The sequence below is a fragment of the Thalassoglobus neptunius genome, from assembly GCF_007859735.1.
Lineage (GTDB): Bacteria > Planctomycetota > Planctomycetia > Planctomycetales > Planctomycetaceae > Thalassoglobus > Thalassoglobus neptunius.
Genome location: NZ_SIHI01000023.1, coordinates 22807 through 45644, shown reverse-complemented (window position 1 = coordinate 45644; position 22838 = coordinate 22807). Strand labels below are relative to the sequence as shown.

Below are 22838 nucleotides of genomic sequence, written 5' to 3'. Positions count from 1 at the left end.
GCCGAGTGTTGACGCCAGTGACGAGACGGATGAGATCATTTAACTGGAAGGCGCCTCAGAACTCGTTATCCGAGTCCGTGGCCAACTCACCTGACCGATGAAATTGAACAGATTGTTTCAAAGCAGCGCTTGCCCATCATCAAGAGAACTCCGAGTTCTTGGTGACCTTGATCTTTAGGAGGCGTGGCTGGCGATCATTTCGTGGTGCCAGTTCCAGAGGTCGATTTCTTCTTGAGTCGCAGGCCTCACGGTCAGGATCTCGATCAGGAAGTCGTTTCCGAATCGCTCGCGTTCTTTGTCGTAGAGCTCTTCCAGGCCGGGTTGAGCCAGTTGGCGGGCCTGCACTTCATCAGCTGCTTCAACCAGAACGTAGCGGGAAAGCGTGGCGACAAGAAACGTGGTCATGGGAATCCTCTCTTGGTTGGTACGTTGTGATGGACACACACCTACCTCGATCCCAACCCGGCAGCAACTTGAATCCGCGAGCTGTTCTTCAGAATCGAACAGCGTTTGAAAGAATGCGCAGGCCTCCGTGCCTGCGGTCGCGAGCCGTGTGATCAGGAGCGGTGTTCTTCGTAGTCTTCGAGGACAGCGTCGATCTCTTCGTTCTTCCCACCGAGGTGTTCTCGAATCAGTGCGATCGCATTCGGATTGACTTCATCGAATCGATTGTCAAACAGATCGTCCAGTTGTTCAGTCACAGCATCGCCGAGATCTCGGTATGCCTTCGCGAAACGAATCAGTTCGAAGGAGTCGGTCTCGTAGAACTCCTGGTTGGCGTTGATGAGCATCGGTTCAAGCTCCCATTCTGAGGTGGTGTGATCTGGTTTCGTGCGCTTTGCGTGGGAGACATCTACCTCGATCTTCCGAGCAACAGCAAGGCGATGGGCGAAGCATTTCAGACACTTTCGCAAGGTTTTTTCCTTGCGAAAGTCATCTCATCGACTTGCTGCCGATTCGTTTCAGAGGTAGAGGTGCTGCCCCTCCGATCCTGTTTCACAAAGGAAAGATCTCGATGAGCAACACCACCAATCCAGAGCCCAGGCAGCAGTCTGAATCGCACCGCATCGCCGACATTTTTCGTGACTTGGCAAGTTCCCTTGAGAAGGCGATTGAGACGGGGCATCGTTCCCGAAGGATCGACGCTGACGATCTGATCGAAACTCTCCTGGCCGTGGCCGATCGTCTCGACGAGGATGAGTGATCCGAATGGCTCCTGCGGACGTTCGGACTGCCAACGGGAAGCTCCGAAACTGGTACATCCTCTGGGTGCTCGTTGAGTGGCGCTAGCAGCCACGAATGAAGACTCCGAGCAGTGTAACCCCTATCTGCTGAAGCAAGTCGTCGGAGAGCTCTATGCCGTGGTGGCCGAATGGGATCGAACCGAATTGGACAAAGCGGGTATGGCGGAGTTTCGAGATCGACGACCAACAACTTCAGATCATCAAAGCAAAATGCGATCCAAGGCAATTTGAACTCTCGAACTTATCGTTGAAGTATTTTCGACGTCACTGCTTCTATCCATTCGAATTCAATCTTCGGTCGATGTGACCAGGTGTGCTTCGATCGCGAATGAAAATGCCGAAGATCTTGCAAGCGACAATGGGTCCGATTGAGAATCGACTTGCATTGGATGTACTGTACATACTCGACTTTATTGCCAAGTTGTCCTCAATACAGGGAACAGAGTTCGAGGAGTCCAATATGACAGCCATCGCACTGAAGAAGCCTACCTTCCAAGAACTCCTGAGTCACAAGGATGTCCGCACGACGATGATCTACACGCACGTCTTGAACCGAGGCGGTCGCGGTGTCCGCAGCCCGGCTGACGGTCTGACTCGTGATCCAGTTGAGTGATATGATGAAACATCCTATCACGCAGCAAAAGTCTTGAAAAAGAAGCAACCAAAGAGTAGCATTTGGCTTACGACAATTGGCGTCCTGCGCGTTAGGCTGACAAAGATGACGCCGATAGGTGATACGTTGATCAATCTATAGACAAGTTCTGCAAGAAACCCAACCACGAAGCAACCCATGAACCTACCGGACATCAACCGCCGCGATCTACTCAAAACCACCGGCCTTGCCGCCGGAGCCGGTGCCCTCGGACTCGCTCAATCCTCGCAGGCCAATGAGGCAAAGGCCGGGAAACATGCCATCACGGCTGCCGGATACAAATACGACCGCGTCCTCCCGATTGCCGATGGCAAAGTTGGAATAGAGGGCTTCGAGGTCAACTATGAGCCCGACAAGATCGGCAACCTGAACACCCACATCTTCGTCGGACCCCGCACGCGTGAGGTCACCGAAGTCGGTCTACACCCTTTCATGTTGGCGTATGCCAACGAGGCCTTCCGGAACTACAGCCTGCTCCCCATCTTTCCGCTCCGCACCTTTCGTCACAAGAGCATCTTCATTCGCACCGACCGCGGAATCGAGAAGCCCGAAGACCTGAAGGGCCGCAAGGTTGGAACCCCGGGTTTCTCTTCCACTTCGCTCACTTGGCTACGCGGAATCCTGGAGCACGAATATGGACTCAAACCGACCGACGTCGAGTGGGTTGTCTCGGCCAAGGACTCAGGCTCCGACACCGCCGGCGTGGTCTCCAAGTTGGAAAATGTGATTCCTGAAGGGCTGTCCATCAGCACCGGGTCACCCGGCAAGGACGAGTCCGAACTACTGGTCAACGGCGAAGTCGACGCCCTGTTCCATGCGCTCGAGCCAAAGGCCTTCGTCGAGGGCAATCCGATCGTGGGCAGATTGTTCCCAGATTTCCGCCGAACGGAGCAGGCCTATTACACCAAAACCGGGATCTTCCCCATCATGCACGCGGTGGCGATCCGCAATGATTTCGCGGAGAAGCACCCGGAACTACCGCTCGCCGTTTGCAGGGCCTACTCAGAGGCCAAGCGGCTGGCTTTGGCTGAACTCCACAAGCTCGGTTGGGCCAATATCTCACTTCCATGGGTCGCTAAGGAGATCGAGGACACCCGCAAGATGATGGGGGACAACTTCTGGCCTTACGGGATCAAGGGTAACGAGAAAACCCTTAACGCCCTGTTCAAATACTCCCACGAGCAGGGGCTCGCCGGAAGGAGATTACGGATCGAAGACCTTTTCCACCCCGCCACTCTTGAGTTCGCTGAGAGTGGGTGACTGCAGAACAAGTGCATGCAGACCGACGCTTCACCTGCGCTTTGCGTGGAAAGTTGAATTGTAATCAGTTAGTTTCTCAGTGAGTCGGAGCGCGCCTTTCGGGCGAAGCGCGGCTGATGCCAGACGTTCTGCTATGAAGAAAACTCTGAGGCAACGATGACTCGGATACTTACACTGTGTTTTGCACTGCTTGTGCTGACCTGTCACGCTGCGGAGCCAACCAACGCCACTATCGAGCTTGAACTTGGTGCGGATCAAACCCTTGTTTTCCGGCGTGTCTCACCTCAATCACACAAAATCGACTATCCCGATTTCTACGTTCTTGAAACCGAAGTGACGAATGCACAGTTTAGGGCGTATTTGGATGCGACGAACAAGACGAAAGACGACACCGACGTACTCCGAATCATCAGGGAACGAAAGGAACGACGCGTGTTCTCGACCGGGGACATACCATACTCGATCGAAGATGCTTCAACGATTTGGCGAGACGGAAAATTCCCACCTGGGCTGGAGGAGCATCCAGTTGCACTTGTCACACTGCCAGACGCCTTTGCGTTCGCCGAACGGACCAGCAAATCAAATCCCAATGTTGGCCTGATCCGACTGCCAACTTGGAACGAATGGATGATTGCTGCGTACGGAAAGGCACGCCATTATCCATGGGGCGACGAGTGGGATCCGGACCGTGCACACACGTCGCATGGCATAAAATACGGTTTTGCTGCTCGCATGCGGAACGATCCTGACAAGCGACCAAAACGGACAGAACCCGTTAAGTCCCGTCCAGACGGGCGCTCACCGGAAGGCGTTTTTGGGCTTATCGGCAATGTGTCGGAATACATACTCAACGATGGTCCAATTAATAGGGCGTACTTCAATCTGGGGTCACGATCCATGGGCGGCGGGTTCACTGATGGCCGCGCTTTCCTAGATGATGACAATGATCGACTCGCGCCCCGGACGGACTACTGGGGTTACAGTCATCACGCAACGCCGCGCGAAGACGATCTTGGCTTTAGGCTTGTGATTGACACGTCTAAGAATGATACCCTCACTAAACGCCCACGGATCTTCAAGCAAAACGATCGTGCGTGGATGGTTGACGACGCTGATGTGGAGTTGACCTCGCCGCCAAAAGCAGAACAATGACATGCACGGGAGCACGGCTTGCGGCGTTTCTCGCAATGGATAGTCAACACTCCGTGCCCCGTGATGTCCGCCGTTGGACCATCTCGTCGTTCGACACGATTGTCGACAATCAGGTCAATGCACTTTCCTGCTCCGATCCTGCACGCCGCTGTTAGTTTTTCGTCGACGTCATTCCTCGATTGCATGGTCTGGAATTGGTCAGTTTCTGTTCTCACTATCACTTGTGAAACACCTCAGATGCATTCGAGGCACAGTTCAGCGGCGGGGCTTTTGGAACACTTCCAAACTATTCACCAAGGCACCCCGGTGAGAACCAGATCGTTTCGCGTGATCGATTCTCTTTCCCGCGGGTGCCTTTCTTCTTGCTGGTGTTGGCCCAGCCTCCGTGGGTTGTCCAGGAGTGCTTGGTCCAGCTGTGATCGCTCACGAGGTTGTCATGTTCGCCCGAATAACCGCAGAGGGCGATTCTGAGTCGCGGATTGCTTCCGGACTGCTGACACCAGCGATTCACATCCGCGACGAGCTGGTCGACCTGGCTCTTGTCGTCGTCGCACAGGTAGCAGTCTGTGCGGCCGCGATCGGGATCTGAGACTTCATTCGCGAGACCGAGCAGCTGCTGCACACGGGCCAGACTGTGGGCGTACGGTGGATCCAGAAAGACTCCAGCGATTCCGGTCTTCCCGTACAGTCCCAGCGATGAGGGTGAAGAGACCAGACGATGCCAGTCCCCGTGCAGGATCCGGACGTTGTGCAGTCGTTCAGCCAAAGTCTCGAACCAGTCGATCAGCGCCAGCTGACGGGTGTCTACAGCAATTCGGATTGAGACCTTTGGTCAACCGCTGTTGGTTGGCCTTCGTTCGAGGGAGTGCAATCCGAGAGCCATCAATCCCGAACATGGCAAAACCGTGATCACCACGAAAATTCCTCAGTTTCTTCTGCATGGTGCTTTGCATGACTTCCAGCAGCAACACAATCAGCACGTCACCCCACCGTCGCATCATCTTCATGAAGGCTTGAAAGCTGGCTCCTCCATGACCTGACTCCGGAAACAGTCGCAGCGCCTTGGAACGCGCCCATTCAAAACGATCCGTCAGCGTGTTTTGCGGTGCCAGCGACCACAACCAAATCACCGTGACAAACTGTCTGGCTGACCAACGCACGTCCTTGCGAAACGAGAGCGCAGAACAGATGCTTTGTGGAATAATCTGCGCGACCCAGCCAGAGACGACTTCGACGTCTTGATGCGACATGCCCGGACTCCGTTCCGAGATGACAAAGGAACTTGTGTGACAACAATGCCTTACGTCATCACAACATTTCCATCAAGACGTCTTTTGATACAACACTAAAAAGGTTAACGGCGTTGCATGCCCTCCGCCCTGCCCGACGATAAATTTTGGTCGCCCATAAATAGCTGCTTGTCGATTAACGTCTTTTACATTTCTGTTTGTGTGGGCGTTATCTTCTTAAGCGAGGGCGTTGCCGCAATCTCATCTATCGCCTCGGGCCGGGAAAGAAGACATTGGTGTGCTGGACGTAATCGGCGTACTCTGATTTTTCCCTGACCAGCGACTTCTCCAGCAAAGTTACCCCGGAGATTTTCAGCAGAAAGTACGACATAACAACAGGGCTGATGATCGTCCAGAGATGTTCACCGTGCGCAACGGCAATGAGAAACAGCCCCCACCAGATACAGAAGTCGCCGAAGTAGTTTGGGTGACGGGTATATCGCCAAAGCCCATGCTGGAGCACTTTTCCTTTGTTTGCCGGATCAGCACGAAATCGTGTCAGTTGCCAGTCCCCAACTGCTTCAAAGTAAAAGCCGATGACCCACGATACGAGACCCAGCCAGTGAAACAGCTTCCAGCCGTTTTGAGCGTGGGCAATACCTGCCTGTAACGGAAGTGAGACAACCCACATCACAACCCCTTGCAGTAAGAACACTATAAACAGGCTCTTCCACCAGTAACCCTCACCCCAGTTTGCCCGCATGGCAGCATACCGTTTATCTTCCGGCTGACCGTAATTCCTCACTGCCAGATGCAGACTCAACCGTGACCCCCAAATGGTTGTTAACATCACCAGCAACCAGCGGGAAGGCGATTCCCATTCGAAGAAGTCTCCTACCGAAGTCCGATCTGACGGGACCGTTATTATCAACGAGATAAAAGCGACGATAGCAAACCCGATTCCCCAGATCACATCGACGATGCTGGTATTCCGGAGCACGACACTGACTCCCCAGGTCGAGAGCATCAGTATCAGTATCCCGACGGCACTGCCTCCCAAGACGTTCACCCACATCGCTGGTCACTCCAACTTTTCGAAGAGGTAATGGCACACTCCCCATTCGTCGCCGTCGTGGTACCCGAACAGTTCCGCACATGCCATGAAAAACATTCTCCATCGCTGCAACCAAATTGACGCATTCTTCTCTCCGTATGTTTCTTGTAGACACGGTAGGATATCCGCTCGACGTTCACCGGCGAGTTGCAACCAGGCATTACATGTTCGCTGATAATGTTTTCCGACCCACCTCCATCGGTCTGTTAGCCGAAGTGACTCCTGATAGTTCAACAGCAAATCCTCACTCGGCATCATCCCTCCCGTAAAAAAGTGGCGCGTCATCCAGTCCTGCTCCCCTTTGTCTTCGAAGAAATACGGCTGACTCCTGTGAGCAAAAATATGCACGAACAGTTTTCCGTCCCGTTTTAACCAGGTCGCAATCCGCCGCATTAATTCTGCATGATTCCGGACATGCTCAAACATTTCGACTGAGACAACACGATCGAAGACTTGAGATGTCGAGAACTCACTGATATCCGCTGTCCTGACAGTGAGGTTCTCGATGCCCCGCTTCTCCGCTTCTGATTCAATGAAATTGCGTTGCGGATGCGAATTCGAGACAGCAACAATTTGAGAGTTAGGAAAGTTGTCTGCCATCCAGAGCGAGAGTGATCCCCAGCCACAACCGAGTTCAAGAATCGACATCCCATCTTCAAGTGCGGCTCGCTCACACGTGATCGACAATGCTTCCTCCTCAGCCTGCTGCAATGTCGAGACACTATCTCCCCAATGGCAACAACTGTACTTCAAGTGGGGGCCAAGCACTTGTTGAAAGAACCTGGCCGAGACTTCGTAATGCTGCTCATTCGCTTTTTGAGGCATCTCAGCGATTCGAGAAAGCGCACACTGATCAAGGAACTTCCGGAGATTATCCTCAGCATCTTTCGGGGTGTCGAAACGCATTTCACGCAGCCGTTGTATTAACAAACGGCGGATCCCCATCCGAACCAGAGAATCTGGAATGAGACGCTGCTCTGCAGCGGAGAGTGCAATTCGAGGAAGTAGAACAAATGACATAAATCACACATATCACAGATGGGAAACGGCTTATCTCACAGAGTCATTAATAGCACTGTTTATCCCAGACAAAAAGCCCGACATTCACTGCCCGTTCGAGAAACGCCGCCTCGCAATAGCAGAAGTAGTAGTTCCACATTCGAATGAATCTTTCATCAAATCCAAGCGACAGGACTTGTTCCCGCTTTTCCTCAAATTCCTGACGCCAACACTGGAGCGTTCGGGCATAGCTGTCTGGGAACTGCTGCATCTCCTGGAGGAGCAACCCCGTTCGCTCAGTGGCTCGCTGCATCGCACCAATCGACGGCAGATGCCCTCCCGGGAAAATGTAATTCCTAATAAAATCTACGCTGTGGAAGTACTCGTCGTACCGGTTATCAGGAATAGTGATAGCCTGCACGACCATCTTTCCGTCAGGAACCAGGAGCTGGTTGCATGTTTGAAAGAACGAGGGAAGGTACTGATGTCCCACAGCCTCGATCATTTCAATAGACACGAGCTTGTCATACTGTCCGACAAGGGTACGGTAGTCGTCCTGTAGCAACGTGACACGGTCACTTAATCCGGCCGAGCGAATTCGATCTCCCGCCATATCATATTGTTGCTGAGAGATCGTCGTCGTGGTGATGCGGCAGCCATATTGGCGGGCAGCATACAGCGAGAAGCCACCCCAACCGGAACCAATTTCGATGACGTGATCGCCCGGTTGTAACTCAAGCAACCGACAGACACGCTCCATCTTTTCGACGGATGCCTGCTCCATTGTCGCCTCGGGCGAAGGAAAGATTCCTGAGGAATACATCATCGTCGGGTCGAGAAACAACTGAAAGAAATCATTGCTCAGATCGTAATGAGCAGCAACATTCCGTTGACTCCCACGAAACGAATTTCGGGAAAGCCAGTGGCCGATCTTCGCAGCAAATCGTCCAATCCGAGCCCAGCCGTTATCGAGCACTTCAGTTCGCGGTAAATTGCGACACATTAGCCTCAGCAGTGATGTGAGATCGTCCGTTGTCCACAACCCTTGCAGATACGCTTCGGCGGCTCCTAAGCTCCCTCCCAATAAAATTTTTCGGTAGCACGCTTCGCTCAGCAATTCGACCCGGACCTGCAATTCGCTGTCACCCGACTCACCAAAGCTCTGCCGCGAGCCATCGGGCAGAATGAGCTCGATGCGCCCGTGCTTTAGTTGTGAAAGAAAACGCAGCAGCATTCCACGAGTGGCTGTCTCTTTCTCTTTCGAAAGAGCAAGTGGCGGAGTCTGCTGGATTGTGGCTGTCGGATTCGAGGAGTCGGTCATACCTGTCACAATCGATCTTCCGGGTTGTTAATCGCTCTGCGCTCGAGAAACAGGAGTCGAGCGTTTGTATTTATCTAAAGAGTGCTACTCTTTTTAGGATGTGGGAAATACTGAACACCACGCCACCAGAGTTTGAGTGCTTGCCAGTAAATCGCGGCGACCACTTTCCCAGTCATAAAAGGATGACGGAGCAAGGTCCCGAAGAGATTCATCGTCGTGATTTGTCGACGAGCGAGCGTCAGCTGGGCGGAAAACTGACGCTCATTGCTGTGTCGATTCTCGATTGAAACTGCGAGAGACTCTTTCGGCAACGTGAGCTGCCATCGATATTGCATCTCCATCGGAAGAAACGGAGACACATAAAATTCCTTCTGAACTTCGGCGTGCAGATTCTCACGATTCGCGGAACCTCGCCAGTCCAGTACGTAACAATGTCGCTCACCCCACGGTGTATTGTTAACCTCAGCGACAACGGCGTCGACCTGAGTTCCCGAATCATTATAGCAGTAATAGAAGCTGACCGGATTAACCACATAACCAAAGTATCGCAGGTGTGTCAGCAGTCGAATGGGCCCCGCAGGACGATAACCAATCCGCTCCTCAACAAGATCAGCGACTGATTCTGTTAAGGGACGCGCAGAGTCTCCCAGATGGTCGTCTCTTCGAAACCTCGCCACAGCCAGACGACTTGTCGACCAAAGCCATCGGCCTCGAAACACCTCATCTAATTCCGATAAGTCGAGGAAGACCAGAAAAACGCGATAGCGAAACTGGTGATCGAACGGGACAAGCCGATGGTGTTGCACCTCCCCGACATACAGGCAGCTGTGTCCGCCTTCGGCGGGCTTGGAATCAGCTGTCATGAGGCACCTCCATCAGTGACGACGAAATCTCTCGTACGTACTTCCTCGCTGGACCACTTCGGCAGCATACCAAATGCGGAGCAGACGCGCAGTGCACTGGTCACACCATCTTCATGAAATCCGTTCCCCCAATAGGCACCGCAGTACGACGTCCGGTTCTGACGGATCAATTCCGCATGTCGACTCTGCACCTGGGCGCGGCGATTCGTAAAGATCGGATGGCTGTATTGAAAGGTCCCCAGTTTCCGAGACGGATCGACTCTATCCTCATCGTTCAGCGTCACACAGAAGGTCTCTGCAGCATCGATCTGCTGCAGGATGTTCATGTTGTAGGTCACGCTCGGCCTAAACTCTTCGCTTCGGACACGGTAGTTCCAACTGGACCACGTACTTCGACGCTGCGGGAGAAGTTGAACATCGGTGTGCAGCACCGCGGTGTTCTTACCGTATGGAAACTCTGAAAGAATCTCTCTTTCTGTATCTGTTGAGTCATTGAGCATGAGCAATGACTGATCACTATGGCAGGCAAATATGACTTCATCAAATCCTTCTGCCTTGCCGTTAGAAATAACCCGCACTCCTGGACCTTCACGCATGACCCGACTCACTGGACTGTTCAGTCGGATACGGTCCTGAAACGGCCGGATCAGTTTATCGACGTAACTCCGTGAACCACCTTGTACGACGCGCCACACCGGGCGATTGGAAATATTGAGCAACCCGTGGTTTTTATAGAACGCGATAATAAACCCAATCGGAAATTCACGAAAAGTTAACATTGGACAGGACCAAATTGCTGCCCCCATCGGCAGGAGATAGCGGTCCGCAAATGCACTTGAAAAGTGATGCCTCGACAGAAACTCGCCAACAGTCATCTCATCTGGAAGCGACTCCCATTGGTTTAACCCCTGGTGATTAAATCGCAATATGTCGAGTAACATCCGATAGTGCGATCCTTTGAAGAGATTTCGCTTCTGTGCAAAAAGCGTTGATAGATTCCGCCCACTGTATTCAATTCCACTCACCTCGCAGCGGACGCTGAATCCCATCGATGTCGGCTGCGACGAGACTCCCAACTCATCAAGCAGCCCAATGAAGTTCGGATATGTCCAATCATTAAAGACGACGAATCCTGTGTCGATGGAATGGGTTTCCCCGGCAACTTCCGCGTCGACAGTGTGCGTGTGCCCTCCGATATAATCGTTCGCCTCGTAGAGCGTCACGTCGTGCTCGCGGTGCAGAAGATGAGCACAGGTCAGACCTGAAATGCCTGTACCAATAATTGCGAGCTTCATAACTGATGATCCTGACCAACACGTCCACCATAGATTGTAGACCCGCCTGTTCTCACGGCCAGCCACTGATGCAATTTCAACAGAAACCGCTCTGCCAGTTGCACTTGCTGCGCACGTTTCACGCGGAGTGACTTCCTCATATTGGCCCGGGTTCGATAGAGTTCGAACAGGTCCTCAACGACACAGTTGCGTCAGACCATCGAGCGATCTTTTCCGCTACGGAACTCCAGCCGGATGAGAATTGGATTCCCCCGAATGAAACACTGCTATCACCTGACCATTGCGATCATTCTTCTCGGCGTCGACGTTCATCACGCATCAGCCGAGCTGCGTTTGGCTGGCATTTTCTCGGACCACATGGTCCTGCAACGGGAACAGCCGATTCACATCTGGGGCTGGGCGGATGCAGACGAGAAGGTGACCGTCTCATTTGCGGACCAAACGGAGACAGCAATCGCGGGTAAAAATGGCGCATGGTCCGTCAGCCTTAAACCATTGAAAGCGGCCTCTGTCGGAAGGTCCCTGCAAGTTGAGACGGGCGATCAGCGCATTGTGACCCAAAATGTCCTCGTGGGAGAGGTCTGGCATGCGAGCGGTCAATCGAACATGGCGATGACTATTGGGGCGATGGCGAAGCAGCTTGATTCCGTCGCGATGGATATTGCCGCTGCCGACCTGCCTCAACTGCGATTCTGCCGCATCAACGAACCGGAGAGTCCGGAGCCGCTCGATGATTTGCGGAAGCAATCAACATGGACTGTGTGCAGCCCGAAAACAGTCTCCCGGTTCTCGGGGGCTGCCTTCTACTTCGCGCGACGAATTCATGCCGAGCTGAACATTCCCATCGGCGTGATTGATTCCTCGCATGGTGGAACTCCGATCGAACCATTTATTCCGCGAGCCGCTTTTAACTCCCATCCGACTCTTAAGAAGGAATTGGAACTCGGCGACCGGGAGGACCTCGAAGGAATCTGGAAGTTGCCGGGCGGCGTTCGCGCTCGCAGCACGACCTGGCTACCGGGGCGGCTCTTCAATTCTCGACTGGCTCCAATCAGCAGGTTTGGCATCCACGGGGCGATCTGGTACCAGGGGGAATCCAACAGTGGCGTGCAGGAAGACCCGCGTGATTATCAATACAAAATGCGTGCCTTAATTAACGGTTGGCGTCAGGAATTTGGGAACGCAAAGTTGCCCGCTTATTATGTACAACTTCCTGGTAGCGGCGCTGGCGAGGGCTGGCCCTACCTGCGGGAACAACAACGCCTCGCCACCGATCTTCCTCACACAGGTATGGTGGTGACTGTCGATCTCGATGGTGCCGGGGTTCATCCGCCGAACAAAATTGATGTCGGCGAACGACTGGCTCGCTGGGCTCTGGCAAAGCACTACGGTCGATCAATCCCATTCAGCGGCCCGATGTTTGAACGACAGGAGATTCACGGCGACAAAATTATCCTGCACTTCAGCCATGCCGAAACCGGACTAATGGTCGCTGACAAAGTCGGACTTGCGGAACCTCGCGAGACACCTGAAGCAGAACTTCTATATTTCGAGGTGACTGACGCATCCGGAAAATGGCACCCAGCAAAGGCCGAAATCGAGGGCAAAAAAGTCGTCGTCACGAGCGAAGAAGTCACATCACCGATCGCAGTTCGATACGCCTACGCCGTCAACCCGGAGAACTGCAATCTCTATAACCACGACGGGTTGCCAGCATCCCCCTTCTGCTCGCGCCCCGAATTACTGATCTACGATCCAAAGCTGCCTCCCTCTTCTCAGAGTGGTCGCTGACAAGCTCGTTTCCCTCAGCGAATCGGGTTAAAAGCACCTAACCTCCCAAATGAATCGAACCAGGCTTTCTCGAACACCTCGGAGCAAGTCCATCATCACGTCGACACCAGCACGTTACAGGATTAAGATATCCTTCGGGCCTGACGAAGCGATTCCGGCTTGCCGACGCCTCGAAGGCCCCACAGAAGACCGACTAAACAATGGAGTGGCGACACTCTCGACCCTCCTCCTTTGCACGAAGCGGATTATCGAAAGCACATCTCCTACACTCCTGGAGTCGCTATGACACTCAACGATCTGCTACAACACATCGAGCAAGCTGGCTATTTCGGATACATTGAAGACCTTGAGATCAAGCACCTCGGGTCTTCACAGAGAGCCGTTCTTGCAAGCCGCCGTATTCCCGGTCGTGGCTACTCCGGAATCAGCTTTTGGGTTACAGTTGCCAACGACACCTGGTACATCGGAGCATGGTCTGATCGCATCTATGAACTATCGTGCCCCGAAGACCTGCGAAACCTCTGCACCGACTGGCTTTCGTCTAATGAGGAACGATTCGGAGACATTCCGTCCGACATAAAATCCGAATATGGACCCGTTCCGAATTACAGATGGGATGACGACACTCGCGACGCGGACATTTAGTTTTCCCTCCAGACATTGTGATCGAATCATCGTCCAACTCGCCGACCTGTCCTCTGCGGTGAAAGAGTATTACAATTCATCGAAATGCGAACGAACAGGTCGACGCTTCTCCTGGAGCCAGTGAATGACTCGCCACATCGTGCTGACCGCTGTAAAAATTAGTCTCGCAGTGCTTTCCGTACTTGCATTGCTTTCATTTCGCGGAGTCGTGGCAGAGGCGACAACCTCTATGTTTTCCCCTGCAGCGGCTTCTGATTCCGATCAACTCGACAGGATCAGCAGTCTTGGAATTGGACTGTATGAACTCGTGGTCGTATCCACTGTGATTGAGTTCACTGTCGCAACCCGCCCTCGATATCCCGTTTTGGCCTGCACCTGTTTCGCGATAGGAATCATCTTTACGACGCACATATCCGATGTGTTATTGATGACTATCGAAAACGTTGCGAAGGTTCTACAAATCCCAGACGTGCAGTTGTTCTCCAACGAAAACCTGCGATTGGCATTGGGCGCCCTCACTGTGAGTCTTGTCACCTTGGTACTCCTTCTCGCCTGTCGCCGTGGCTTTGAGAAATCACCAGCACGTCATCACCAGCATTGAGGTCGTTCATGTTGCCCAACTAAAGGGGGATGCCGCCACATCTGTCTCGAACGTGTCATTTCGACGAGCGATTTCGCCCTCTCCTTGTCTCCAAACAGATAACACGAACCGAAATACTTTCATAACAGTACGGCTCAGCACTGGTGCTAAGACGCTCGATCGCAGGAAAACATAAGTGGCCCCACTTTCCCTTGTAGCGATATGCTTCCGGGTGGCGGATTGCAGCGTCTTGGCTTATGGGCTGAGGTTGATGTCTCGTTTGGTGGCAATTGCGGCGAGGATGGTCGCGGTGACGCTGATTGCGGTGGCCTGGGTGAGTCCTACTAAAAATGCGGCGATCACGCGATTGGGAAGAAGGTTCGTCCCGACAGCATTGAACATCTCGCCGAATGAGAGAAAGTCCGGGAAGTGAAAAATGACTGGAAGTAGTAAAACGGTGAGGATTGCACACAACGCCAGGACGGGAGAATAAATCGGATGCCTGACTAAACAGGCTGCAAGGACAGCGATGCTGTAAATAATCCAGTGTAAAAGCATCGGAAAGACTCCCGAATACAGACCGGCTGATGTGGGGAGGATCCCTGTTCCATGGAGGATTAAAATCGGCAGATCGACGCAACAGATAATCACAAACAGCCCGGACAGGTATTTCAACCAGAACCATCTCATGGGGGGGATCGGACGAGATCTCCAGAAGTGATAGAGCTTCGGTGAGAAATCAGGCACGAATGTCGTCGAACCAATTAAAAGTGCAGCGACGCTGACAATGGCGATCTGAAACGGATTCGTCTCCATTTGACTCACGGCTCCTGCCGTGCCTCGTGTGGCCATCAATGTCAGAACGAACACAATAACCAGTCCGCCTATCGCCAAAGGGAGCGTTTGACGGAGTTGCATCCAGACCAACGCTTTCATTTGAGAGGTGAACGGGGCACTGAGAGAATTCGTGGGCCCGGTTTGTTCAATTGACGGCCAACTGATGCGAGGAAGCCAGTTCCATTGTCGAAGATGAGTTCCGTAAAACCGGATGAAGTAATAGCTGGAAATCACCACAAAAAGCCCCTGTACTTGCAGGCCGACGATCAACCATCTGCGCAAATGCTCTGCCTGCAAGTTCGGTAAGACCATCCAATAGACTGGAGACACTGCTCCAATAGTCCAGTTGAGAGAAAGAGCTTGTGTCGTCGGAGCCCCGTTCATCACCCACAAGAGAAAACCAAACCAGAAGCTGACAATGAACGTTAAGACTCCGATCATTGCTGCCCGCAGTTCAGTCGCCTGATTGAGACAAGCCACGACCAACCAGAAATAAAGTGTTGTCACAACACCGCAGGCAATTCCAGCGATGCCCCAATGTGCCTGTTGCGGTTTGAGGTCCATACTTGCAGCGAGGGAATGAAAAATTCCGACTTCGATTTCCATCCACTCAAGCGTTGCAATCAGCGCGGAACTAAAAGCAGCGACAGCGATCACCGGAACGATTAAAACAATCCACCCTGCGAACAGGCGGACAGTTGCCACCTTTCTCAGCGAGACCGGAAGATTTTTCGAAAACTCAATGGTCCCTCCGGCCCATTCTCCGGCGGTCACTCCCATCACGATGTAGATCGGCGCGAACAAAACGTACCCGTAATAGGTTGCGATGACTGCAAACTCGACTTCGCTGACTCCGTCAACGAGTCCGCCAATGCAGACAGCGATGGCAATGACCGTGAGCGACAGGAGTTTCCACTTGTGCTCGTTCCACTCTTTCCAGAGGAGCGTAGACCAGATCGACATGGCTTGTTCACCTTCGTACCGAACGACAATCTGCACCGATTTATAACAGCAACCGCATCCGTTGCAGGCGGAATTCTTCAACAAAACGTACGTGATTCATCACGTGAGGCTCGAGGCGGCGACGGGCTCACGCTCCGGCCACTCGAGTCGAATCTTCCGATCACCCATCACAAAAGCTTCGAAGATTTCATCGAGGTTGAGATCGGAGATCCGGCAAGAGATCCCTTCCTGCTCAAGAAGTTGAGCTGCCTGCGGAGCACCATCAACAATCAGACTGACTTCATTGACCAGCAGACGACCATCGAGGACTTCAATTTGAGTCCCAACCTTGGAAAGGTCTTGTGGGCTGAGCGTGAAACGTTTGACATCTCTTCTCAAGTCTTCAGTCGCTGCCGTCCGAACGATCTTTCCTTCGTGCAGGATCGCGACGGTATCAGCGACAGCTTCGACTTCATATAATAAGTGGGAACTGTATAAGACTGTTCGTCCTTCAGCTTGGAGGTGTGTCACCAGATCCCTGTTAAAATCGCGCCTCATAATCGGATCCAGGCCGAGGGCGGGATCATCCAGAATCACCAGTTCGGGACGATGAGAGAGTGCCAGCACAAGCCCCAGTCGAACGGTTTGCCCTTTTGAAAGATGTTTAATTCGTGTCCGGACCGGCAGCGCGAATTGTTTTACATATTCGTTGGCGAGCTTTTGATCCCATGTTGGATAAAACGGAGCGACAAATCGAATAATTTCATCGACCCGCATCCAGTCATACATAGTCTGATCTTCGGCGAGATAACCGATCATGCTTCGCAGCTTCACAGCATCGGTGACCGGATTGACTCCAAGGAGGGACAGCTCTCCACTGTCAGGAGTCAGCAGCCCCATCATCAACTTGATGGTTGTCGTCTTGCCTGCCCCATTGCGTCCAAGAAAGGCGAACGTCTCTCCCGCGGAGACGGACAAATCGAGTTCGTCGAGGACGTTGGTGTTTCGGAACGACTTACTGACATTTCGGATCTGAATGACGGGCTCAGTCATGATTGCTCCTCTGTGTTTTCGATCGCAGAAACACCCTCATCCTCTGATTCCAGGGGAGCAGCGAGTGCAGCGTCGAGTAGCGTGTGCATTGTCGAACCATCCAGACCGAGCAAGCGCCCCTGCCGGACGACCTGGCCAAACTCTTCAGTGAACCTGGAACGATGTCCGTTCAAGTCTTCGAAAGGAAGATCGGACGCGACGAAGGTTCCTTCACCATGCCTCATTTCCAGAAAATTTTCCGCTGTCAGTTTTTCGTACACGCGCAGAACCGTGTTTTGATTGACGGCGAGATCCCGGGCAAGCTGGCGAACCGATGGCACTTGAACTCCCAGTGGGAGATGACCGGACAGGCATTGGGCCCGGATCTGATCGGAAATTTGCCGTGAGATGGGAACCGCTGATCCCTTTTCAACGCGAACAAACATGGCTCAGAGCCTCATCAACTGCCAGGAATCATGGAGCTTGTGAATTCTCATCTGCATGAGAACCAAGCCAAGTGACTACAGTTGTATAACAGTCATCACATCAGGTCAACAAGATTCGATACGAATTGGAAAGGATGTCCGAAATTCGTCTCGTCGGACTGCCTCGTCGATCGCCTACTCTGCTCAAAAATGGCTCAGTGAAACCGAGTTTGGCAATGAGTCACGAAAGCCTGAGGAGATCACTGGCTCCGTGAATCGGCAAGAAAACCGTGTTCTTGAGGGACTTCCCCGAATCAGGATGTGAATTTCATCGCGTCGGTATCAGAGATGCTCTTGACGGGCCAGGAGAAAGGTACGCGCCAGGCACCGCATGCAATCTTCGGCCAGAAAGATCATTCTCGGAACCATCGTTTTCCTCATGACAATGGGGATCGCAGTGGTCGGGTATTGGTTCGCCGGATGGAGTTTGCTCGAATCTTTCTACATGGTGGTGATCACGATTTACGGAGTCGGCTACGGTGAAGTTCGGCCGATTGAAGCTCCTTCACTGAGGATTTTCACCATTCTGTTTATCGTCTCAGGCTGCACATCTGCCGTTTTTGTGATGGGCGGATTCGTGCAGATGATCGCGGAAGGCGAAATCAGGAAAGCACTCGGAGCGAGACGAATGACCGAAGGCATCAAGAAGCTGAAGAACCACGTCATTGTGTGCGGGTTCGGTCGCGTCGGTCAGAATTTGACCACGGAACTACGAGCTGCGAGCGTCCCGTTTGTGATTGTCGACAACAATCGCGAACGGCTCATCGAAGCGGAAGAACTCGGCGATCTCGTTTATCTGGGAGACGCAACCGAAGAGGCAACTCTCGAAGCGGTGGGAATTGCCCACGCGGAGACACTTGCCACGGTCCTGCCGAACGATGCGGCAAACGTCTTCATCACTCTTTCGGCACGGGAGCTCAACGAAAACGTTCGCATCATCGCTCGCGGGGAATCGCAATCGACGCGACGAAAATTGATTCGTTCCGGAGCCAATGAAGTTGTGATGCCGGCAGCTGTCGGTGCACATCGCATTGCACAGTTGATCAAGCTCCCGCATCAAACACTTTTGACTTGCAACTCCGATCAGACGACCCGGATGAACGATGAACTTCAACCGTTGGGAGTCAGCATCGAAGAATTTGTCGTCCGTGAAGGGGCGGACCTCGCTGACAGAACGATTGGCGAGATCGAACATCGCTCAGAGCGAGGCATCGTCGTGCTCTCCATTCGGAAAACCGACGAAGAGGAAATCCGCGCCCCCGGGCCGGACGTGCGGATCTCTCCCGGAGACGTGATCGTCTTCATTGGACATGTCTCAGCGATGAAACGCCTGAATCAATTCAACAAGGCAAAATCCGTGATTTATCGCGGCGCACGAATCGATTGAAAAGAAATTTGAGAGCGGCTCGTCGGTCAGATCGTCATCGCATTGAATCCGCCATCGACGATGAGATTGGCTCCGGTGACGAAACTCCCAGCTTGGTTGGACGCAGCAAGAAGCACTGCTCCTGCAAGCTCTTCCGGGCTTCCGAACCGGTTCATGGGAGTGTGTCCCATAATGCTCTCAACACGACTGGGTGTGAGCACCTTGCGATTCTGCTCTGCGGGGAAGAACCCCGGAGAGATGGCATTCACTCGAATTCCGAGGGGGGCAAATTCTCTGGCCAGGTTTTCGGTGAGGTTCAATACCGCTGCTTTGCTGGCCGAATATGTGAACACTCGGGAAAGCGGTTTGAGGGCGGACATGGAAGCGATATTGATGATGCTTCCTTGAGTCTTCTGATCAATCATGAACTTGCCCAAGACCTGGCAAGCGACCCGCAGCCCAGACAGATTGACTCGAAAGATGCGGTCCCATTCCTCGTCGCTGATTTCGAAAAATGGAGTCGCGGAATTGGTGCCCGCTCCGTTTACGAGGATATCACACGACTTATCGTTCGACTTGAGATCTTCAGTCAAGCTGAGGAGATCATCGGCGCTCGTTGCATCGGCCTGAAAGAACTTTGCCTGTTCCGGCCATCGATCAACGACAGCCTGGCCTGCTTCCGCATTTCGGCCAACGACGTAGAGATACGCTCCAGCGGCCGCCAGAGCATCACAAATTGCCCCGCCCAGCACTCCAGTTCCGCCGATCACAACGGCAGTTTTTCCGTGCAGCCCAAACAACTTTGTGAGAAAATTCGACGGCGACTGCTTTTCCATTTTTTATCCCAAACATGACTTGTCGATTGTCTTCGCGCCACCAGAACATTCTTGACGGTTTCTCTGCACTCGTATGAGTTCGTTTCATTCGACGAATGCTACGAATCCTCGAAGAAATCGCGGAAAACCGACAATGAAGACGCCCTGGGGGCTCAATGACCGAAAATCAAAGGCTAGCGAATTTTCTTTGTCATGGCAGTCTTACCTGCCCAGAATTCTTTGCTTTCGAAGAACAGGTCTCGCCAGCATCGATCATTCGACACCTGCGCGCGTCCTCTGTTCGGTTGGTATTCAGTTGCAATTCCGTCGATCCCAGCTTCGTGCAGGTCCTCGATATTGAGCGGCTTCATCTCATCGAGATCGTCTCATTTTTCTCCCCGATTTTGAAACTCGTTTGCTTCTCTCACAGGGATGGACGACCATGAGTCCGATTGCGCTTTCTCCTGACTTCACTCTTCACAGAACTCTGCTCAGATTGCCGAAGACTGCCAGATGACCGACGACATCAACGATATTGTCAAACAGATCGAAACACAGGACCAAAAGTCTGAAGAACACTTTCAGAACTGTCAAATCCGTACGGCGATGAGAACCGCCAAAGAGACAACTCGCTTGGCGAAGACGCATCAACTGGCCATTCACTACATGCGCGGGTTGTTCGATCAAATGCGATTTGGGCACGGGCTTTTAGATCCTCAGGCGACGCGCGACGTGTCTGTCGAACTTGTCCTTCTGCTTGAAGATGAAGAGGCAGCCCGGCGCATTGAGCCGTCTCTCGATCAAGGCCATTACAACTGGGTTTGCTCCTGGATGTCGAGTTGTGCCTATGACAACCTTGCTGAAGCAACCGGCATGATGTCTGGATACAACTCACCCGGAATGCATGAGTGCATCAGCGAAGGAATTCAGATCTGTCGTCAGACGGGAAAGATGGAATGCGTTAAATGCTTTCGCGAGTACGCTTCCGACGTCTATCTGGCTTCTGAAGATTTCGCGATGGTCAGGCATCAATGCCAGTCTCTTCTCGAATACCGAAAAGGTTCGAACGACAACAAAGACCGCCGCTGGTCCGGGCATCACAAGTTGGCGAAAGTCCTTCTGCTCGAAGGCCGAGTGGACCGTGCGCTCGAAGAATTGAAGGTGGCACTTGAACTGGCTGGCGAAGAAGATGTTTACCTTAAACGCCGTTCCAAACTTCTGGTGCAGGCAACTCGCGATGAAGCACTCCTCCTCGCTGGGCAACCAAGACAACTTCGAGCAGAGTCGAGTGAACTTATTCCCCCTCCGGGAGAGTGGCCGTTTCTTGAATTGCAGTTGGCAGTCGCAGACTCCCTCGAAGCACTCATGGAAGGAAATGTTTCCAAAGCCATTGAAATCCTGACCGGCTGGGATCGAAAACTGACGGAGCAGAACTGCCTCAAAGACTGGTTCGAAGTTCGTTTGCGACTCATTTCCGCTTATCTCATTTCCCAGAATGAGAAACGGGCCAGCGCATTAGCGAAAGGACTGGAAGCCAAAGCCCATGAGTCGCAGGATTACCTCACAGTCAGCCGAATGGCAGAACTCTTTGATCATCCCGAGTCCAAAAACCCGACAGCCAGCTTGTGGCTTGAAAGCGATCATCAACGATCTCAGTCGGTCGATTCCGTGACGTCTTCGGAGGCCGAGTCGCAATCCGTTCAACAAGATGATCAATCAGAAAACCAAACAGACGAAGCGAGTGCGTCCTCCGCTGAATCTTCAGGGGAGTCCGATTCAGCGCCCGATGATACGGACACACCACTGAGCGATTTCATTTCGGATGCGATGTTGCGTCTTCGAGAGTCGGAAGATCCAGCGATCCGCGAACAGCTGCTGGAAGACTTTCTGGCTCACGATCCCAACGAGATTTCCGCTCCGATGGATGCTGCCTATCTCGTTCACCTCAGCCAGTTCCTGGTGCAGGGTCCGGATCAGGCACGTCGAGTCTGGCAGTGGGCTCTTGGGATTCTGGATGAATTTCCGGATCACGCCAAAACACTTAGTGTGGTCGCAACTCTCGGACATTACTTCCGAACAGCAGATCCGGCAAACTTCAACGACATTCTCCCTGATCAGTTGATGGACTGGTTTGAGCTGTCCACGAAACTCGACCTCAACGATGCTCAAAACTACGCCAGAGCTGGCCGCTTTTACGCAGAAGAAGGATTCGCGGGAGAATCGGAACGCTGCTTTTCCCGTGCGTTTCGCCTGAACCGCCTCGACGCGTCCGTTGTGATCCCGCTCGCTGATCAATATCGAGACTCCGACCGGCCGCGCGACGCTCTTGCCGTGCTGGACCTGAGTTTACGGGAAGGAGCAGATGATCAGTCGATTGCCTGGGAAGCAGCGATGACATCGCTCCAACTCGAACAGTTCGATTCCATGCTTACCTATCTCGATCGATTTCTCGAACTGGGCGAAGCACAAACCTGGACACATTACTATCGGGCTGTCGCGTTATTGCATCAGGGGAAGCATGAAGAGAGCCTGAAGGAACTCGACTTTGAACTGCAACACGATCCGCCCGGCGACTTTCATCTCGACTTGATTCGGCTTTGCAATCTCATCGCTCTCGCCAGACACGGCGAAGTCAACGCACTCTTTGAAGCTGTCCTCGATCGCAAACTCTCCGAGGTCAATTACCTCTCCGCGAACGGCTTGTCGCGTCTGATGAATCAACTCTGGAAAACTGTCATCGACGCTCCTGACGACTATCCTCAGCAACAGCGACTCGAAGATCGACTCCTGGTCGCGGGGCTGATCCCTGAAGACTATTTCGATCGCATTCGCATGAACACGGGAGAACGGACAAACGTTCAACTTTACCGTGCCCACGTTCATCAACCACTGAGTGAATCATGGGCCGATTCGCCGGCATGTCTCGTCGGTCAACAGGAATGGAACGACTACGAAACGGACTGGGGAGTCCTCGCTGAGAATGAAGAGCAAGCGGTGAATCTGATTCTGACGTACCAGTCCAAATGCTCAGATCTTCCCGCTCAGATTGTTGATATCGAATCGGATGAACAGGAATATCTCGACCATCCCGGAATCGTCTGGCAGGGAGCACGCTGGTCGACAGCCGATCTCAACGACCTGGAGATGGACGATCTCCCTGAAGACGAAATCGACGAGTAATTTTCTGAATTCATTCTCTCACTGGATACCGCTGAA

Annotated in this window: 22 protein-coding genes and 1 pseudogene; 9 read left to right on the top strand and 14 right to left on the bottom strand. The window is 52.9% G+C overall.

The genetic code is table 11. The features are described 5' to 3' along the window. Nucleotides 1-174: 174 nt before the first annotated feature. Both KOR42_RS19655 and KOR42_RS19650 read right to left on the bottom strand, forming a co-directional pair. Nucleotides 175-405, bottom strand: a complete 231-nt coding sequence (locus tag KOR42_RS19655; RefSeq protein ID WP_146511545.1) for a hypothetical protein — start codon at nucleotides 403-405, stop codon at nucleotides 175-177. A 152-nt stretch (nucleotides 406-557) separates the two neighbouring features. Beyond that, a complete protein-coding gene (locus KOR42_RS19650) occupies nucleotides 558-791 on the bottom strand; it encodes a hypothetical protein (RefSeq protein WP_146511544.1) in 234 nt (77 codons plus the stop codon). A 224-nt stretch (nucleotides 792-1015) separates the two neighbouring features. On the opposite strand from KOR42_RS19650, the gene KOR42_RS19645 reads away from it, so the two are divergent. From KOR42_RS19645 to KOR42_RS19625, 4 genes and pseudogenes are all read left to right on the top strand, one after another. Beyond that, nucleotides 1016-1204 carry a hypothetical protein gene (locus KOR42_RS19645; protein ID WP_146511543.1) on the top strand — a complete coding sequence of 63 codons (189 nt, stop codon included), beginning with the start codon at nucleotides 1016-1018 and terminating at the stop codon, nucleotides 1202-1204. A gap of 527 nt (nucleotides 1205-1731) precedes the next feature. Beyond that, a pseudogene (locus KOR42_RS27445) lies at nucleotides 1732-1857 on the top strand (integron integrase); the annotation flags it as partial. A gap of 177 nt (nucleotides 1858-2034) precedes the next feature. Continuing rightward, nucleotides 2035-3156 (top strand): ABC transporter substrate-binding protein, encoded by a 1122-nt coding sequence (locus KOR42_RS19630; RefSeq protein WP_146511541.1) that lies wholly within the window; start codon nucleotides 2035-2037, stop codon nucleotides 3154-3156. Between the two features lie 156 nt (nucleotides 3157-3312). Then, nucleotides 3313-4308, top strand: a complete 996-nt coding sequence (locus KOR42_RS19625) for a formylglycine-generating enzyme family protein (protein ID WP_146511540.1) — start codon at nucleotides 3313-3315, stop codon at nucleotides 4306-4308. 286 nt (nucleotides 4309-4594) lie between these two features. On the opposite strand, the gene KOR42_RS19620 is transcribed toward KOR42_RS19625, so the two are convergent. From KOR42_RS19620 to KOR42_RS19590, 7 genes are all read right to left on the bottom strand, one after another. Beyond that, nucleotides 4595-5074, bottom strand: coding sequence for a hypothetical protein (locus tag KOR42_RS19620; RefSeq protein WP_146511539.1), 480 nt, complete (start codon nucleotides 5072-5074; stop codon nucleotides 4595-4597). Continuing rightward, nucleotides 5067-5558, bottom strand: a complete 492-nt coding sequence (locus tag KOR42_RS19615) for a hypothetical protein (protein ID WP_146511538.1) — start codon at nucleotides 5556-5558, stop codon at nucleotides 5067-5069. Before KOR42_RS19615 ends, KOR42_RS19620 begins: the two co-directional genes overlap by 8 nt. 244 nt (nucleotides 5559-5802) lie before the next feature. Further along, nucleotides 5803-6612, bottom strand: coding sequence for a DUF1295 domain-containing protein (locus tag KOR42_RS19610; RefSeq protein ID WP_146511537.1), 810 nt, complete (start codon nucleotides 6610-6612; stop codon nucleotides 5803-5805). A gap of 6 nt (nucleotides 6613-6618) precedes the next feature. Next, nucleotides 6619-7671 carry an SAM-dependent methyltransferase gene (locus tag KOR42_RS19605; RefSeq protein ID WP_146511536.1) on the bottom strand — a complete coding sequence of 351 codons (1053 nt, stop codon included), beginning with the start codon at nucleotides 7669-7671 and terminating at the stop codon, nucleotides 6619-6621. 46 nt (nucleotides 7672-7717) lie between these two features. Continuing rightward, nucleotides 7718-8971: an SAM-dependent methyltransferase gene (locus tag KOR42_RS19600; RefSeq protein ID WP_146511556.1), complete on the bottom strand. Its 1254-nt coding sequence runs from the start codon at nucleotides 8969-8971 to the stop codon at nucleotides 7718-7720. Nucleotides 8972-9045: 74 nt separating this feature from the next. Beyond that, nucleotides 9046-9834, bottom strand: a complete 789-nt coding sequence (locus KOR42_RS19595; protein WP_146511535.1) for a DUF1365 domain-containing protein — start codon at nucleotides 9832-9834, stop codon at nucleotides 9046-9048. Next, entirely contained in the window at nucleotides 9831-11129 is a 1299-nt protein-coding gene (locus KOR42_RS19590) for an NAD(P)/FAD-dependent oxidoreductase (RefSeq protein WP_146511534.1), read from the bottom strand. The genes KOR42_RS19595 and KOR42_RS19590 overlap by 4 nt, the downstream gene beginning before the upstream one ends. A gap of 234 nt (nucleotides 11130-11363) precedes the next feature. Here KOR42_RS19590 and KOR42_RS19585 point away from each other — a divergent pair, with 234 nt between their 5' ends. The 3 genes from KOR42_RS19585 (at nucleotide 11364) to KOR42_RS19575 (ending at nucleotide 14166) form a co-directional block, all read left to right on the top strand. Then, complete coding sequence (locus KOR42_RS19585; RefSeq protein WP_231741018.1) at nucleotides 11364-12920, top strand: sialate O-acetylesterase; 1557 nt, start codon at nucleotides 11364-11366, stop codon at nucleotides 12918-12920. A gap of 282 nt (nucleotides 12921-13202) precedes the next feature. Further along, complete coding sequence (locus KOR42_RS19580) at nucleotides 13203-13565, top strand: hypothetical protein (protein ID WP_146511533.1); 363 nt, start codon at nucleotides 13203-13205, stop codon at nucleotides 13563-13565. Nucleotides 13566-13689: 124 nt separating this feature from the next. Then, nucleotides 13690-14166, top strand: a complete 477-nt coding sequence (locus tag KOR42_RS19575; RefSeq protein ID WP_146511532.1) for a hypothetical protein — start codon at nucleotides 13690-13692, stop codon at nucleotides 14164-14166. A 234-nt stretch (nucleotides 14167-14400) separates the two neighbouring features. On the opposite strand, the gene KOR42_RS19570 is transcribed toward KOR42_RS19575, so the two are convergent. The 3 genes from KOR42_RS19570 to KOR42_RS19560 form a co-directional block, all read right to left on the bottom strand. Next, on the bottom strand, nucleotides 14401-15945 hold the full coding sequence (locus KOR42_RS19570) for a hypothetical protein (RefSeq protein ID WP_146511531.1): 1545 nt from the start codon (nucleotides 15943-15945) through the stop codon (nucleotides 14401-14403). Between the two features lie 99 nt (nucleotides 15946-16044). Beyond that, nucleotides 16045-16977: an ABC transporter ATP-binding protein gene (locus KOR42_RS19565; RefSeq protein WP_146511530.1), complete on the bottom strand. Its 933-nt coding sequence runs from the start codon at nucleotides 16975-16977 to the stop codon at nucleotides 16045-16047. Further along, nucleotides 16974-17402 carry a GntR family transcriptional regulator gene (locus KOR42_RS19560; RefSeq protein WP_146511529.1) on the bottom strand — a complete coding sequence of 143 codons (429 nt, stop codon included), beginning with the start codon at nucleotides 17400-17402 and terminating at the stop codon, nucleotides 16974-16976. Before KOR42_RS19560 ends, KOR42_RS19565 begins: the two co-directional genes overlap by 4 nt. 370 nt (nucleotides 17403-17772) lie before the next feature. Here KOR42_RS19560 and KOR42_RS19555 point away from each other — a divergent pair, with 370 nt between their 5' ends. Next, nucleotides 17773-18828 (top strand): potassium channel family protein, encoded by a 1056-nt coding sequence (locus KOR42_RS19555; protein ID WP_146511528.1) that lies wholly within the window; start codon nucleotides 17773-17775, stop codon nucleotides 18826-18828. A 26-nt stretch (nucleotides 18829-18854) separates the two neighbouring features. Here KOR42_RS19555 and KOR42_RS19550 read toward each other — a convergent pair whose 3' ends face one another. Both KOR42_RS19550 and KOR42_RS26860 read right to left on the bottom strand, forming a co-directional pair. Then, entirely contained in the window at nucleotides 18855-19643 is a 789-nt protein-coding gene (locus tag KOR42_RS19550; RefSeq protein WP_146511527.1) for an SDR family oxidoreductase, read from the bottom strand. A 173-nt stretch (nucleotides 19644-19816) separates the two neighbouring features. Next, nucleotides 19817-19993: a hypothetical protein gene (locus KOR42_RS26860; protein WP_197441368.1), complete on the bottom strand. Its 177-nt coding sequence runs from the start codon at nucleotides 19991-19993 to the stop codon at nucleotides 19817-19819. Between the two features lie 142 nt (nucleotides 19994-20135). On the opposite strand from KOR42_RS26860, the gene KOR42_RS19545 reads away from it, so the two are divergent. Then, nucleotides 20136-22802 (top strand): tetratricopeptide repeat protein, encoded by a 2667-nt coding sequence (locus tag KOR42_RS19545; protein ID WP_146511526.1) that lies wholly within the window; start codon nucleotides 20136-20138, stop codon nucleotides 22800-22802. Nucleotides 22803-22838 lie beyond the last annotated feature (36 nt).